The 15,103-nt window shown below is 73.5% G+C and carries 11 protein-coding genes; 8 read left to right on the forward strand and 3 right to left on the reverse strand.

Annotated elements, in window-relative coordinates; translation table 11 throughout:
* Positions 1–70 precede the first annotated feature (70 nt).
* Entirely contained in the window at positions 71–1,663 is a 1,593-nt protein-coding gene (locus ACZ4K2_RS10655) for a helix-turn-helix domain-containing protein (protein WP_467471717.1), read from the reverse strand.
* Positions 1,664–1,854: 191 nt separating this feature from the next.
* Here ACZ4K2_RS10655 and ACZ4K2_RS10660 point away from each other — a divergent pair, with 191 nt between their 5' ends.
* Genes ACZ4K2_RS10660 through ACZ4K2_RS10670 form a run of 3 tightly spaced genes read left to right on the forward strand, consistent with a single transcriptional unit; the run spans position 1,855 to position 6,032 of the window.
* Positions 1,855–3,315 (forward strand): sodium:solute symporter family protein, encoded by a 1,461-nt coding sequence (locus ACZ4K2_RS10660; RefSeq protein ID WP_467471721.1) that lies wholly within the window; start codon positions 1,855–1,857, stop codon positions 3,313–3,315.
* Between the two features lie 54 nt (positions 3,316–3,369).
* Positions 3,370–4,350: an agmatinase gene (gene speB / locus ACZ4K2_RS10665; RefSeq protein ID WP_467471722.1), complete on the forward strand. Its 981-nt coding sequence runs from the start codon at positions 3,370–3,372 to the stop codon at positions 4,348–4,350.
* Positions 4,347–6,032, forward strand: coding sequence for a thiamine pyrophosphate-binding protein (locus tag ACZ4K2_RS10670; protein WP_467471726.1), 1,686 nt, complete (start codon positions 4,347–4,349; stop codon positions 6,030–6,032). Before speB ends, ACZ4K2_RS10670 begins: the two co-directional genes overlap by 4 nt.
* Here ACZ4K2_RS10670 and ACZ4K2_RS10675 read toward each other — a convergent pair.
* Positions 6,029–6,307 (reverse strand): ATP-binding protein, encoded by a 279-nt coding sequence (locus ACZ4K2_RS10675; RefSeq protein ID WP_467471729.1) that lies wholly within the window; start codon positions 6,305–6,307, stop codon positions 6,029–6,031. The two genes, ACZ4K2_RS10670 and ACZ4K2_RS10675, sit on opposite strands and share 4 nt — an antisense overlap.
* Before the next feature lie 105 nt (positions 6,308–6,412).
* Here ACZ4K2_RS10675 and ACZ4K2_RS10680 point away from each other — a divergent pair, with 105 nt between their 5' ends.
* Positions 6,413–7,171, forward strand: a complete 759-nt coding sequence (locus ACZ4K2_RS10680; RefSeq protein WP_467472053.1) for a GntR family transcriptional regulator — start codon at positions 6,413–6,415, stop codon at positions 7,169–7,171.
* A gap of 199 nt (positions 7,172–7,370) precedes the next feature.
* The gene (locus ACZ4K2_RS10685) at positions 7,371–8,294 is read left to right on the forward strand and encodes a serine hydrolase (protein WP_467471731.1); all 924 of its coding nucleotides are present in this window, start codon (positions 7,371–7,373) and stop codon (positions 8,292–8,294) included.
* Between the two features lie 26 nt (positions 8,295–8,320).
* On the opposite strand, the gene ACZ4K2_RS10690 is transcribed toward ACZ4K2_RS10685, so the two are convergent.
* On the reverse strand, positions 8,321–8,701 hold the full coding sequence (locus ACZ4K2_RS10690; protein ID WP_467471733.1) for a hypothetical protein: 381 nt from the start codon (positions 8,699–8,701) through the stop codon (positions 8,321–8,323).
* Positions 8,702–8,965: 264 nt separating this feature from the next.
* Here ACZ4K2_RS10690 and ACZ4K2_RS10695 point away from each other — a divergent pair, with 264 nt between their 5' ends.
* The 3 genes from ACZ4K2_RS10695 to ACZ4K2_RS10705 all read left to right on the forward strand — a co-directional run bounded on the left by ACZ4K2_RS10695 (position 8,966) and on the right by ACZ4K2_RS10705 (position 15,049).
* Entirely contained in the window at positions 8,966–9,883 is a 918-nt protein-coding gene (locus tag ACZ4K2_RS10695) for a serine hydrolase (protein WP_467471735.1), read from the forward strand.
* A 435-nt stretch (positions 9,884–10,318) separates the two neighbouring features.
* Positions 10,319–10,873 carry a GNAT family N-acetyltransferase gene (locus tag ACZ4K2_RS10700; protein WP_467471737.1) on the forward strand — a complete coding sequence of 185 codons (555 nt, stop codon included), beginning with the start codon at positions 10,319–10,321 and terminating at the stop codon, positions 10,871–10,873.
* Between the two features lie 453 nt (positions 10,874–11,326).
* On the forward strand, positions 11,327–15,049 hold the full coding sequence (locus tag ACZ4K2_RS10705) for an ABC transporter ATP-binding protein (RefSeq protein WP_467471739.1): 3,723 nt from the start codon (positions 11,327–11,329) through the stop codon (positions 15,047–15,049).
* The last annotated feature ends 54 nt before the right edge of the window (positions 15,050–15,103 follow it).

Below are 15,103 nucleotides of genomic sequence, written 5' to 3' on the forward strand. Positions count from 1 at the left end.
TTGTGGGGCAGCGTGCCGCCGCGGTCCCCGGTATATCGCCCGCTGGGACGGGCGTCACCGGATCCCGCCGTCACTCCCGCCGCAGCGCGAACCACAGCTCCATGCGTACGTCCGGATCGTCCAGGTCGGCGTCCAGCAGGCCCGCGCAGCGGGCGATCCGCTGCCGCACGGTGTTGCGGTGCACGCCGAGCGCCACCGCCGTGCGGTCCCAACTGCCGTGCAGCGACAGCCAGGCGCGCAGCGTCTCGGCGAGCGCGCCCTGCCCCGCCAGGGGGGCGAGCAGGGCCCGCGCGTGGGTCTCGGCGTCGGCCGGCGCCACCAGCTCCGCCAGGGCCGGCCGGGGGGCGTGCCGGACCAGCGGAGCGCGGGTGGCGCGGGCCCGGGCGAGGGCCCGGGCGGCCTGGGTGTCGGCGGCCCGCCACGCGTGCGGCTCGGCCGGGGCGCTCGCCCCGAGCGTCCAGCCGGGCTGCGGCGCCGGTTCCCGGTGCGCCGGCACCAGCACCCGGACGACCTCCCGGCCGAGGTCGACCAGCGGCGAACCGAGCGCGGCCCCGAGCGCGGAGGCGGCGACCGGGTCCGGCGCCTGCGCCTCCGGCCGGGCGTGCACGACGCGCCACGGCCCGGCGCCGAGCAGCGGGGCCACCTCCTCGGGCGCGGCGCCCAGCAGCAGCCGGACGAGGGCGGAGGACCGGGCCGCGCCGGTACCGCTCTGGTCCTCGCCGGTCAGCAGGGTCAGCAGGACGGCGGCGACGGAGGCGACGGTGTGGTCGCCGGGTTCGCGCCGGGCGGCGGCCACGCCGAGCACGAAGCCCCGGTCCGCGCCGAGCGCGTACACGGCGAGGTGCGCGGCGCCGAGGGTGTCGGTCGCGGAGGCGGGCTGCGGCCGGGCGGGGGCGGGAGCACCGGCCGGGGTGGCGCGGGCGTGCTCCGGCCCGCCCGGGGGAGCGGCGGGCGCCCGCCGGGGCGGCACGGGCCGGACCACGCCGGCCAGCTCCGCCAGGGCCGCGCCCGCGCCGTCCGCCGTGTCCCGGCCCGCCGCCGCGACCTCCGTGCCGTCGGGGCCGAACAGCACCGCGCGGCCGCCCAGGCGCTGGGCGAGCTGGCGCAGTACGGAGGGCACCGGGTCCGGGCGGGAGGCGGCCGCCGCCAGGCTCTGCTGGGCCTCGGTGACGCGGCGCAGCTCGGCCAGCCGGGCCTGCGCCATCAACTGCCAGACGGCGCGGGCGACCCCGGAGAACGTGGTCTGCGGCGGGACCTCCAGCAGCGGCAGGCCGTGCCGGTCGCAGGCGGCGACCAGGGCGGGCGGGACCGTGTCGTGCACCGGGGCCACCCCGAAGCCGAGGGCCGCGCCGCCCGCGGCCACGATCCGCGCGACGTAGTCGTCGAGGCGGTCGTCGAGACGGTCGTCCGGGCCCGGCGGTGTCCGGCCGGGGGCGGGCCCGGCCGGAGCGGCCGGGATGTGCACGCCGGCGGTGAGCAGCAGTTCGCCGCCGAGCAGGTACGGGTACGGGTCGGACATCTCCGAGGTGTGCGCCCCGTGGATGACGAGGCCCGGGTCCGCCGGCCCGGCGATCTGCCGCAGGGCGAGGTCCTCCCGGGCCAGCAGCGCGTGCAGCGCCACCGGCGGGGTCGGCGGGACCGCGGGGATGATCGGCTCGGGCATGGTGTGCGCTTCCTCCATCCCACCCCGTTCACATGGATGAAACGTACACTTCGCAGTCGCTTTCCGGCCACCTACTGTCGGGTGAGCACGGCAGCCGCGGGTACGGGCGGATGTCCCCGCGAGCCGCTGCCGGCACATTCCCCAGCATCTGCACGACACGCCACCGGACAGTGCGCGAAGGAGGGCCCCACATGGCCGTCGACTACACAGTGATCGTCGTCTACCTCGCCGGCATGCTCGCCATGGGCTGGTGGGGCATGCGCCGCGCCAAGTCCAAGAGCGAGTTCCTGGTGGCCGGCCGGCGCCTCGGCCCGGCCATGTACTCCGGCACCATGGCGGCGATCGTCCTCGGCGGCGCGTCCACCATCGGCGGGGTGGGCCTCGGCTACCGGTACGGCCTCTCCGGCGCCTGGATGGTCTTCACCATCGGCCTCGGTCTGCTCGCCCTGTCGGTCTTCTTCTCCGCGCGCATCGCCCGCCTGCGGGTCTACACGGTCTCCGAGATGCTCGACCTGCGCTACGGCGGCCGGGCCGGGGTGATCTCGGGCGTGGTCATGTGGGCCTACACCCTCATGCTCGCGGTGACCTCCACCATCGCCTACGCCACCATCTTCGACGTGCTGTTCGACCTGAACCGCACGGTCTCGATCGTCATCGGCGGCGCGATCGTCGTCGCGTACTCGACCCTCGGCGGGATGTGGTCCATCACCCTCACCGACATGGTCCAGTTCGTCGTCAAGACGATCGGCGTGCTGCTCCTGCTGCTGCCGATCGCGGTCACCAAGGCGGGCGGCTTCGCGCAGATGAAGGCCGAGCTGCCGACCGCGTACTTCGACCCGCTGGGCATCGGCGGCGAGACGATCTTCACCTACGTCCTCATCTACACGTTCGGCATGCTGATCGGCCAGGACATCTGGCAGCGCGTGTTCACCGCCCGCAGCGACCGGACCGCCAGGTGGGGCGGCACGGTGGCCGGGACCTACTGCCTGGCCTACGCCGTCGCCGGCGCGGTGATCGGCACGGCCGCCAAGGTGCTCTACCCGAAGCTGGGCAGCCCCGACGACGCCTTCGCCACCATCGTCAAGGACGAGCTCCCCGTCGGCGTGCGCGGCCTGGTGCTGGCCGCAGCCCTGGCCGCGGTGATGTCGACCTCCTCCGGCGCCCTGATCGCGTGCGCCACCGTCGCCAACAACGACATCTGGTCCCGGCTGCGCGGGCTGGTGCGCCGGGGCGGCGACGAGCACGACGAGGTCGCGGGCAACCGGGCGTTCATCCTGGTCATGGGTGTGGCCGTGATCGGCACGGCGATCGCGCTGAACAACGTGGTCGAGGCCCTCACGGTGGCCTACAACCTCCTCGTCGGCGGCCTGCTGGTGCCCATCCTCGGCGGTCTGCTGTGGAAGCGCGGCACCGTCCAGGGCGCGCTCGCCGCCGTGGCCGTCGGCGGCCTCGCCGTGATCGGCCTGATGGCCGGCTACGGCATCCTCGCCAACGAGCCCGGCTACTACGGTCTGCTGGCCTCCCTCGCGGCCTACGTCGCCGTCTCCCTGGCGACCCGGCCCACCGATGAGGCGGTCCTCGCCACCTGGCGCGAGCGCCTCGCCGGACGGTCCCCCGAACTCGCGTCCGAAACGGTCCCGGCTCCCCAGTAGAGTCGTACGAAAAGCAGTACATGCGCGACGAAGCGCAGGAAAGAAGGCATTTCAATGAGCGGCAACGAGACGCCCCGCGGCCCCGTCGACTCCTCCCGCGTCCCGCGGTACGCCGGCCCCGCCACCTTCGCCCGGCTGCCCCGCCTCGACGAGGTCGGCACCGCCGACGTCGCCGTGGTCGGCGTGCCGTTCGACTCCGGCGTCTCGTACCGGCCGGGCGCCCGCTTCGGCGGCAACGCCATCCGCGAGGCGTCCCGGCTGCTGCGCCCCTACAACCCCGCGCAGGACGCCTCCCCCTTCGCCCTCGCGCAGGTCGCGGACGGCGGCGACATCGCCGTGAACCCGTTCAACATCAACGAGGCCGTCGACACCATCGAGGCCGCCGCCGACGACCTGCTCGGCACCGGCGCCCGCCTGATGACCCTCGGCGGCGACCACACCATCGCCCTGCCGCTGCTGCGCTCGGTGGCGAAGAAGCACGGCCCGGTCGCCCTGCTGCACTTCGACGCCCACCTGGACACCTGGGACACCTACTTCGGCGCCGAGTACACCCACGGCACCCCGTTCCGCCGCGCGGTGGAGGAAGGCATCCTCGACACCTCCGCCCTCTCCCACGTCGGCACCCGCGGCCCGCTGTACGGCAAGCAGGACCTCACCGACGACGAGAAGATGGGCTTCGGCATCGTCACCTCGGCGGACGTCTACCGCCGCGGCGCCGACGAGGTGGCCGACCAGCTCCGCCGGCGCATCGGCGACCGCCCGCTGTACATCTCCATCGACATCGACTGCCTCGACCCGGCCCACGCCCCCGGCACCGGCACCCCGGAGGCGGGCGGCATGACCTCCCGCGAGCTGCTGGAGATCCTGCGCGGGCTGGCGTCCTGCAACCTCGTCTCGGCGGACGTGGTCGAGGTCGCCCCGGCGTACGACCACGCCGAGATCACCTCGGTCGCGGCCTCCCACACCGCCTACGAACTGACCACCATCATGAGCCGCCAGATCGCGGCGGCCCGGAAGGACGCGGAAGCGAAGTGACCCACGACCACGACCTGGTACTCCGCCCGACGCAGGCGCAGATCGCCGCCGCCCTCAACCCACCCCCGGGGCGCAACGGCGGAGACCTGGTCGTGGAGACCCTGGCCGGGCTCGGCGCGACGACCGTCTTCGGCCTGCCCGGCCAGCACGCCCTCGGCATGTTCGACGCCCTGCGCCGCTCCTCCCTGCGCTACATCGGGCTCCGGGTGGAGAACAACGCGGGCTTCGCGGCCGACGCCTACGGCCGGATCACCGGTGAGGCCGCCCCGCTGCTGCTGTCGACCGGCCCGGGCGCGCTGACCTCCCTCGCGGCCCTCCAGGAGGCGGCGGCCGCCTCCGCCCCCGTCCTCGCGATCGGCAGCCAGGTCCCCACGGCGGGCCTCGGCGGCGGCCGCCACGGCTACCTGCACGAACTCCCCGACCAGGCCGCCTCGTTCCGGGGCGTGGTCAAGTCGGTCCACACCGTCCGCGCCCAGTCCCAGATCCCCTCGGCCATCGCGGCCGCCTGGCAGTCGGCGCTGACCGCGCCGCACGGCCCGGTGTGGGTGGAGATCCCGCAGGACGTCCTGCTGGCCGAGGCGTCGCTGCCCGTGGTGACGGCGATGGACGCGACCCCCGACGAGCTGGTCCCGCGTCCCGAACTGACGGCGCTGGCGGCCGACCTGCTGTCCCGCGCCGCCCGCCCGGCGATCATCGCGGGCGGCGGGGTCGTACGGTCCGACGCCTCCGGCAAACTCCGGCACCTGGCCGAGAGGCTGGACGCGCCGGTGGTGACGACCTTCGGCGGCAAGGGCGCCTTCCCCTGGGAGCACCCGCTGTCGATGCGGTCCTGGCTGGAGGACCGCCACACCACGGACTTCCTGGAGGACGCCGACGTCCTGCTGGTGGTCGGCTCGGGCCTCGGTGAACTGTCGTCCAACTACCACACGTTCAAGCCCCGCGGCCGGGTGATCCAGATCGAGGCGGACGCCGGCAAGCTGGAGTCCAACCACCCCGCCCTCGGCATCCACGCGGACGCGCGGCTGGCCCTCCAGGCCCTGCTGGAGACGGTGGAGGAGCGGACGGACGAGACGGCACCGCGGCGGGTGCGGGAGCTGCTCGCGAAGGTCGCCGAGCGCATCGCGTCCCAGGAACTGACCCTGGAGCAGGACGTGCTGGCGTCGGTCCGCCGCGCCCTGCCCGCCGGCTCCCCCTCCTTCTGGGACATGACGATCCTGGCGTACTGGGCCTGGTCGGCGTTCGACCCCCGGGGCGCCAACACCATGCACTCGGCGCAGGGCGCCGGCGGCCTCGGCTACGGCTTCCCGGCGGCCCTCGGCGCGGCGGCGGCGGACCCCACCCGGCCCGTGCTGGCGGTCTCCGGTGACGGCGGAGCCCTGTACTCGATCGCCGAACTGGCGACGGCGAGGCAGTACGACCTGAACGTCACCTGGCTGATCGTCGACGACGGCGGCTACGGCATCCTCCGCGAGTACATGACGGACGCGTTCGGCCGGGCGACGGCGACGGAACTGGCCCGCCCGGACTACGCGGCCCTGGCGGAGTCCTTCGGCGTGCCGGGCATCCGCACGAGCCCGGAGACGCTGGCCGACGACCTGGCGAAGGCACTGGCGGCGCCCGGCCCCTCGGTGGTCGTCCTCCCCGCAGTCCTGCGGATGTTCGCCCCGACGCACCTGGGTTAGACGGGGTCCGAGAGCACCAACTCGGCCCAGACCGCCTTGCCGATACCGTGCCGTCGCGGACAGCAACCCCAACGCGCTGCCAGCACCCCGACGATGAGAAGGCCACGGCCCCGCTCGTCGTCGGTCGCCGTCTCTTTCGTCACCGGCAGGTCGCGGCCTGCGTCGGCGACCTCCACGCGCAACCGCCCGGCGAACCGGGCGACGCGCATCCCGATCTGCCGCCCGGCCGGTCTCCGTGCGTGCCGGATGGCGTTGCCCACCAGTTCCGAGAGCAACTCTAGAGATGCGAGTCCGGATGGTCGCAGGTGATCGCTGTCTGGCTGGGAGTGCGAGTCCCTTGATGTCTAGGATGTCTAGAGATGATCGAAGGAGGGGTCTGGATGAGCGGCCGGGGCTCGGGGCGTCAGCCCAAATATCAGCGCATCGCCGCGGAGTTGCGTGCGGCTGTCGAAGCCGGCCGGTACGGACCCGGTGACCGGCTTCCCGGCGAGAACGACCTGATGGCCGCGCACGGCGTCGCCCGGATGACGGCTCGGCAAGCGCTGGGTGTGCTCCAGGCGGAGGGCATCGCCGAGGCGCGCAAGGGTGCCGGCGTGTTCGTTCGGGACTTCCGACCCGTCCGCCGCCGGGGAATCGAGCGGCTGGCTCGTGCGCAGTGGGGTGAAGGGCGCTCGGTGTGGTCGGCCGACATCGGGGACCGGGAACTGGTCGTCGACGGTGTCGAGGTGGCGGAAGGGGCGGCACCGGCCGTCGTCGCGGCGGTCATGGGGCTGGAGGAGGACGCGGCTGTCTGCATCCGCCGGCGCCGCTTCGTCCTCGACGGAAAGCCGGTGCTGTTGTCCACGTCCTACCTGCCGGCCGACCTCGTCGCGGGGTCAGCGATCACCCAGCCGGATACGGGGCCCGGCGGCACGTACGCGAGGCTCGCGGACCTCGGCCACGCACCGGTCCGCTTCCGCGAGGAGATCCGGTCCCGGATGCCCGCCCATGAGGAGATCGAGCGGCTGGCGCTGCCGTCGGGCGTTCCGGTGGTCCTGGTCGTGCGGACCGCCTTCGACGCCGAGCGCCGGGTCGTCGAGCTGAACGAGATGGTGCTGGACTCGGCCGCGTACGTGCTGGAGTACGACTTCGGCGTCTGAACCGCCGCGCGCACGGTCAAGTGCGCTGACTCCCGCCTGACTTGGACCTGCCCCCACCCCGGCCGCGTCACCCGAACTACCGCCCTGCGAACACGCGTACAACTTTCGTGCGTCCCCGCGAGTCACACCAGGCAGCGCACAGACGCGCTCCATGGCGTCCAGGGGGACGCCGGTACGACCTTCCAGGGGGAAAACCGTCATGAACCACCGGGCATTCGGCCGCTCCGGCGCGCTCGCGGCCGCCGTGAGCGCCGCGCTGCTCATACCGGCCGTCACCGCCGCCACCCCGGCCGCCGCCGCCACGCCCGCCGTGGCCTGCACGTCCGCCAAGGCCGGCCTCGCCGCCAAGCTGAAGAAGGACATCACGGCCGCGCTGGCCAGCCGCAAGGGCACCGTCGCCATCGGCCTGTACGACCGCACCACCAAGACGACCTGCACCCTGCGGGCCACCAGCGCCTACGACTCGGCCAGCACCGTCAAGGTCACCGTGCTCGCCACGCTCCTGTGGGACGCGAAGAAGCGGAACCGCCTTCTGACGAGCACCGAGCAGTCGCTCGCCAAAGCCATGATCACCAAGTCGGACAACAACGCGACCAGCAAGCTCTGGAAGCAGCTCGGCATGACGAAGATCAAGGGCTTCCTGACCGCCGCGGGCATGACCAAGACGGTGCCGGGCGCGAACGGTTACTGGGGTCTCACCCGGGAGAACGTGAACGACGAGCAGAAGCTGCTGAAGCTCGTCACCGCGAAGAACAGCGTGCTGAGCGACAACTCCCGTGCGTACATCCTGAAGTTGATGGGCCAGGTCGTCGCGGACCAGCGCTGGGGTACCCCGGCGGGCGCGCCGTCCGGGGTCGCCGTGCACGTCAAGAACGGCTGGCTGAGCCGCGCCACGCACGGCTGGCGGGTGCACAGCCTGGGCACGTTCAACGGCGCCGGCCGCGACTACGTCATGACGGTGCTCACCCAGGACAACAGCACCATGAACTACGGCGTGGCCACCATCCAGAACGTGGCCAGGGCGATCCACAAGGACCTGGTGCCGACTCCCGCCGGAGTCGCCCGCTACACCCCGACCAGCCAGCCCCGCGAGGCGTTCGTCGCCGTACCGCCGCAGGGCTGAGACCGGCCCGGCCCGACCGGGCGGACCTAGTCGGCGGGGACCGTGAGCGCCACGGTGTCGCCGCCCGTCACGGCAAAGGTGCCGGACCCCCCGGCGGCGACCGTGTCGCTGTGGACCACGGTGCCCGCCGGAGTCTTCTCCGTCAGCGTGAGGGTCCGGTCCGTGAGGTTGGTGACCGCGAACTGGGTGGCACCGGCCTGGACCCCGTCGCCCTGCTCGGTGATGCCCGGGAGGAACAGGAAGGTCTGCACGGTCACCAGATTGCCCGCGCTGCCCTTCTGGATGATCAGCACGTCCCCGGTGGCCGCGGCCGCCGGGGACGCCCCGGCCGCGACGGCGCCGAGCCCCGCCAGCAGTGCGAGAACGGCCCCGACCGCGGTGCGGCGTCTGCCGGTTGTGGTCCCCATGGGTTTCCCCTCCCTGTGCGTGCCCCCGGCCCACGACGGGACGGCGGCCGTGGCGCAAGAGCTTCGTGGCCGCGTCGGCAGTGGTGGAAGAGGCACGGTGGGGCGCACGAGGGCACACGGGCGGCGCCGACGACTCGGGGCCCCGTCGGCGATCCCCCTCCGCGTTCGAACTCCCTTGCTGCGAACATGCGTACAACCGTTCGCGACCAGAGCGGCGGGGACCGGAAGTCCCAAGTCCACCACGCCCAAGGGGGAAAGCCCTACATGACCCACCGGATATCCGGCCGGGCCGCGGCACTCGCGGCCGTCCTCGGTGCCGCGCTGCTCGTCCCGGCCGCCGTCCCGGCCGCGGCGGCGCCCACGGCCACCGTCGCGTGCACGTCCGCCAAGGCCGGCCTCGCCGCCAAGCTGAAGAAGGACATCACGGCCGCGCTGGCCAGCCGCAAGGGCACGGTCGCCATCGGCCTGTACGACCGCGCCACCAGGACGACCTGCACCCTGCGGGCCACCAGTGCCTACGACTCGGCCAGCACCGTCAAGGTCACCGTGCTCGCCGCGCTGCTGTGGGACGCGAAGAAGACCGACCGGTACCTGACCGACACCGAGGCCGACCTCGCCACGGCCATGATCACCCAGTCGGACAACGACGCGACCAGCAAGCTCTGGAAGCAGCTCGGCACGGCGAAGATCAAGGGCTTCCTGACCGCGGCCGGGATGACGAGGACCGTGCCCGGCGCGGACGGTTACTGGGGCCTGACGCAGGAGAACGTGAACGACGAGCAGAAGCTGCTGAAGCTCGTCACCGCGAAGAACAGCGTGTTGAGCGACAACTCCCGTGCGTACATTTTGAAGTTGATGGGCCAGGTCGTCGCGGACCAGCGCTGGGGGACCCCGGCGGGCGCGCCGTCCGGGGTCGCCGTGCACGTCAAGAACGGCTGGCTGCAACGCTCCACGCACGGCTGGCGGGTGCACAGCCTGGGCACGTTCAACGGCGCCGGCCGCGACTACGTCATGACGGTGCTCACGCAGGACAACAGCACCATGGACTACGGCGTGGCCACCATCCAGAACGTGGCCAGGGCGATCCACAAGGACCTGGTGCCGACCCCCGCCGGAGCCGCCCGCTACACCCCGACCAGCCGGCCGAGCGAGGCGCTGGTCCCGGTGCCGCCGCGGGGCTGACGCTTCCCGGCGCGGACCCCGCGCGTCACCGGCCGGTCCCACGGTGACGGCCATGCGCCGAGAACCGTACCCGCGCCCTCGCCGCCTGCCCGGCGGCGGTCACCCCGCTGACCGCCGCCGGGCCCGCCGGCGCCGCCACTCCCGCCACCCGCGCCTGTTCGGCCACCGTGTCGATCGAGGGCTTCAGCGACGCACTCGGCAAGACGACGTACGACGGCACCTTCGCCGGCAACTTCTCCACCCGCACAGTCGACCGGGACGGCTCGCCCACCATCCTGGGCGACCGCTCCTCCCTGGTCCGGCCGACCGCCCGGCGGTCTGCGGTCCGAGGGGGCCACCCGTTCCCCCGACGAGCAGGATGCCGACCCGTGTCGCCGTGCGCGAGTCTTTCTCCACGACTCGGCCGGCGCTGCCTCGCGGGTAGGCTCCGGGGCCATGTACCCGATCAGTCGATCCAGCGCACGCCTCAACCTCCGGGAGCTGGAACTCGAGGACGCGGACGCGGTGTTCGCCATCTACGGCAGCCCAGAAGCGACCGAGCATCTCAGCTTCGAGCCGCGCAGCCGTGAGCAGGTCCGCCAGATCGTAGCCCGGTCGATCGCCGCCGTGACCGAGACGCCGCGTACCGAATACGCGCTCGCTGTCACGGACCGGAACTCGGACGAGCTGATCGGATTCGGCCGCCTGGCCCTTGACCCCCACCAGCAGCGCGGAGCCACGATCGGCTTCGCGCTGCGTCCGCATGTGTGGGGCGCGGGGTACGGTGCAGAAACGGTGCGGCTGCTGCTCGGCGTCGGCTTCGACGATCTCGGTCTGCACCGCATATGGGGTGCGCGTTCCCCGCTCAACGAGGCGTCGGCCAGGGCCATGACCGCCGTGGGCATGGTCGAGGAGGGCACAATCCGCGAGCACGTGTTGAAAGCCGGGAGATGGCGGGACTCGGTGGTCCACGCCATCCTCGACCGAGAATGGCGCGTCGGGAACCCGTGACGCCTTTCCCGCGCACGCGGGAGCACGACCATGGCGCCAGCCCCGGTCAGGCTCGGAGCGCGGGCGGCCGCGGCACTGGCCGACCTCCGCCACGCCGGACGCGAGCGGCATCGAGCACCTGACGGGCCGGGACGGCGTCCTCCCGGCCGGCAGCGGACTCCTCGCGGACCTGGCCGCCCCCCTCCCTCGGCGCCACCGCGAAGCGGCCCCGGCCCGACCCCCTGCTGGACAACACTGAGGGCATGACGGTCACGGTATGTGACCGCGCGGGCCGCCTGCGGGCTGCGACGACAACCGGAACGCGGCGCGGACGACCCGGTTCCACCGCCTGCGGGTGCGCGGCTGAGCCCGCCCGGCCGTCCGGCCGCACCCGGCGATTGTTACGGCGGGATGAAATCCGGCGTCCGACGTGTTGGTGTCTGCGGACAGACAGGCCGACAGGAAGGCACCGGTGTGGGACCGCAGCGGGGATGGGCAGGACGGCTGGCGGGGTACGCCTGGCGCTACCCCAGGGACGTGAGCCTGGCCCTCGGCGCCTCCCTGGCCGGCATGGCCGTCCTGGCCGTCGTCCCCCTGATCACCAAGGTGATCATCGACGACGTGATCGGCGACCGGAGCCGTCCCATGGCGCCCTGGGCCGGCGCCCTGATCGGCGCGGCCCTCCTCGTCTACGCCTCCGCCTACGTCCGCCGCTACTACGGCGGGCGGCTCGCCCTGGACGTCCAGCACGACCTGCGGACCGAGATGTACGCGACGATCACCCGGCTGGACGGCCGCCGCCAGGACGAGCTGTCCACCGGGCAGGTCGTCGGCCGGGCCACCAGCGACCTCCAGCTCATCCAGGGCCTGCTGTTCATGCTCCCGATGACCATCGGGAACGTCCTGCTCTTCGTGATCTCCCTGGTGATCATGGCGTGGCTGTCGCCGGCCCTGACCCTGGTCGCCCTGGCCGTGGCCCCGGCCCTGTACTGGATCGCCCGGCGCAGCCGCAGCAAGCTCCACCCCGCCACCTGGTACGCCCAGGCCCAGGCCGCCGCCGTCGCCGGGGTGGTCGACGGCGCGGTGAGCGGCGTCCGCGTGGTGAAGGGCTTCGGGCAGGAGGACCAGGAGACCGGCAAGCTGCGCGAGGTCGGCCGCCGCCTCTTCGCGGGCCGGCTGCGCACCATCCGCCTGAACAGCAGGTACACCCCGGCCCTCCAGGCCGTCCCGGCACTCGGCCAGGTCGCCATGCTGGCCCTCGGCGGCTGGCTCGCCGTACGCGGGCACATCACGCTCGGCACCTTCGTGGCCTTCTCGACCTACCTGGCCCAGCTCGTCGGCCCGGTCCGGATGCTCGCGGTGGTCCTCACGGTCGGCCAGCAGGCCCGCGCCGGCACCGAGCGCGTCCTGGAGCTGATCGACACCGAGCCGACCCTGCGGGACGGCACCAGGGAACTGCCCGCCGACGCGCCCGCGACCGTCGAGTTCGACGACGTCTCCTTCGGCTACGACCGCGAGCGCCCCGTGCTCCGCGGGCTCAGCTTCGAGATCCGGGCCGGCGAGACCCTCGCCGTGGTCGGCTCCTCCGGCTCCGGCAAGTCCACCCTCTCCCTGCTGCTGCCGCGCTTCTACGACGTCGCCCGCGGCGCCGTCCTGATCGGCGGCCACGACGTCCGCGAGCTGACCCTGGAGTCGCTCAGGGCCGCGATCGGGCTGGTCCCCGAGGACTCGTTCCTCTTCTCCGACACCGTCCGCAACAACATCGCCTACGGCCGCCCGGACGCCACCCGGGAGGAGATCGAGGCCGCCGCCCGCGCCGCCCAGGCGGACCGTTTCATCACCGAGCTGCCCGACGGTTACGACACCGCGGTCGGCGAGCACGGCCTCACCCTCTCCGGCGGCCAGCGCCAGCGCGTCGCGCTCGCCCGCGCCCTGCTCACCGACCCCCGCCTGCTGGTCCTGGACGACGCCACCTCGGCCGTGGACGCCCGCGTCGAGCACGAGATCCACGAGGCGCTGAAGCAGGTCATGGAGGGCCGCACCACCCTGCTCATCGCCCACCGCCGCTCCACCCTGAACCTCGCCGACCGCATCGCCGTCCTGGACGGCGGCCGGCTCGTCGACCTCGGCACCCACGACGAGCTCCAGGAGCGCTCGCCCCTCTACCGCCGCCTGCTCACCGACCCGGACGAGCTGGGCGGGGTCTCCCCGGGACACGCCCGCCCGGTCGCGCCGCCGGAGGACACCTCCCTCCGCGACGAGCTGGACGCCGAGTTCGACGCCGAGCGGGGCGTGACCCCCAGGCTGTGGACCGGCGACCGCGAGCCGAAGGACCCGGCGCTCGCCGGCACCCCGGCCACCCCGGAACTGCGCGCCCAGGTCGCCGCGCTGCCCCCCGCCACCGACACCCCGGACATCGACGAGGCGCGCGCCGTCCTGCCCGAGGACTCCTACGGCCTGCGCAGGCTGCTGCGCGGCTTCGGGCGGCCCCTCCTCGTCAGCCTGCTGCTGGTCGCCGTGGACGCGGGCGCCGGACTGCTGCTGCCGGTGCTGATCCGGCACGGCATCGACTCCGGCGTCACCGCGGCGGCGGTCGGCGCGGTGTGGTCGGCGTCCCTGCTCGCCCTGCTGACCGTGCTGGTGCAGTGGGCCGCGCAGGCCGGCGAGACCCGGATGACCGGCCGGACCGGTGAGCGCGTGCTGTACACGCTGCGGCTGAAGATCTTCGCCCAGCTCCAGCGGCTCGGCCTCGACTACTACGAGCGCGAGCTGACCGGACGGATCATGACGCGCATGACGACCGACGTCGACGCCCTGTCGACGTTCCTCCAGACGGGGCTGGTCACGGCCTTCGTCTCGGTCGTCACCTTCTTCGGCATCATGGTCGCGCTGCTGGTGCTGGACGTGCAGCTCGCCCTCGTCGTCTTCGCCACCCTGCCCCCGCTGGCCGTGGCCACCTTCTTCTTCCGCCGGGCGAGCGTGAAGGCGTACGAACTCGCCCGCGAGCGCGTCTCGGCGGTGAACGCGGACCTCCAGGAGACCGTGTCCGGGCTGCGGATCGTGCAGGCGTTCCGGCGCGAGCGGGACGGCGGGCGGCGCTTCGCCGAGCGCAGCGCCGACTACCGCAGCGCCCGCCTCCGCGGCCAGTGGCTGATCTCGGTCTACTTCCCGTTCGTGCAGCTCCTCTCCTCGGTCGCCGCGGCGGCCGTGCTGATCGCGGGCGCGGGCCGGGTGGAGGCGGCCACGCTCACGACGGGCGCGCTGGTGGCCTACCTGCTGTACATCGACCTGTTCTTCGCGCCGGTCCAGCAGCTCTCCCAGGTCTTCGACGGGTACCAGCAGGCCACCGTCTCGCTGGGCCGCATCCAGGAGCTGCTGCGCGAGCCGACGTCCACCGGGACCGCCGAGGCGCCCCGCGACGTCCCCGCCCTCCGGGGCGACGTCGCCTTCGAGGGCGTGAGCTTCGCCTACGGCACCGAGGAGGAGGCGCTGTCCGGCATCGACCTGCGGATACCGGCCGGGCAGACGGTGGCGTTCGTCGGCGAGACGGGCGCCGGCAAGTCGACCCTGGTGAAGCTGGTGGCGCGGTTCTACGACCCGACCGCCGGGCGGGTCACGGTGGACGGCACGGACCTGCGCACCCTGGACCTCACCGGGTACCGGCACCGGCTCGGCGTCGTCCCGCAGGAGGCGTACCTGTTCCCGGGCACCGTCCGGGACGCCATCGCCTACGGCCGCCCCGACGCCGGGGACGCCGAGGTGGAGGCGGCGGCCCGCGCGGTCGGCGCGCACGAGATGATCGCCACGCTGGACGGCGGCTACCTGCACGAGGTCGCCGAACGGGGCCGCAACCTCTCGGCGGGCCAGCGCCAGCTGATCGCCCTCGCCCGCGCCGAACTCGTCGACCCGGACATCCTGCTGCTGGACGAGGCCACGGCCGCCCTGGACCTGGCCACCGAGGCGCAGGTCAACCACGCCACCGACCGCCTGTCCGGCGGGCGCCGCACGACGCTGGTGGTCGCCCACCGGCTGACCACGGCCGCCCGCGCGGACCGGGTGGTGGTGATGGACCACGGCCGGGTCGCCGAGGACGGCACCCACGAGGAACTGCTCGCCCGCGGCGGCCGGTACGCCGAACTGTGGCGGACCTTCGTCGGCCGGTCCGAGCCCGGGGAGCCGGTGGCGGTGTCCGGCTGACCCTGCCGCGCGCGGCCCGCGCCGGGACCCGGCCGGGCCGCCCCGGCGACGGTC

The organism is Streptomyces sp. NPDC025833, from assembly GCF_055558055.1.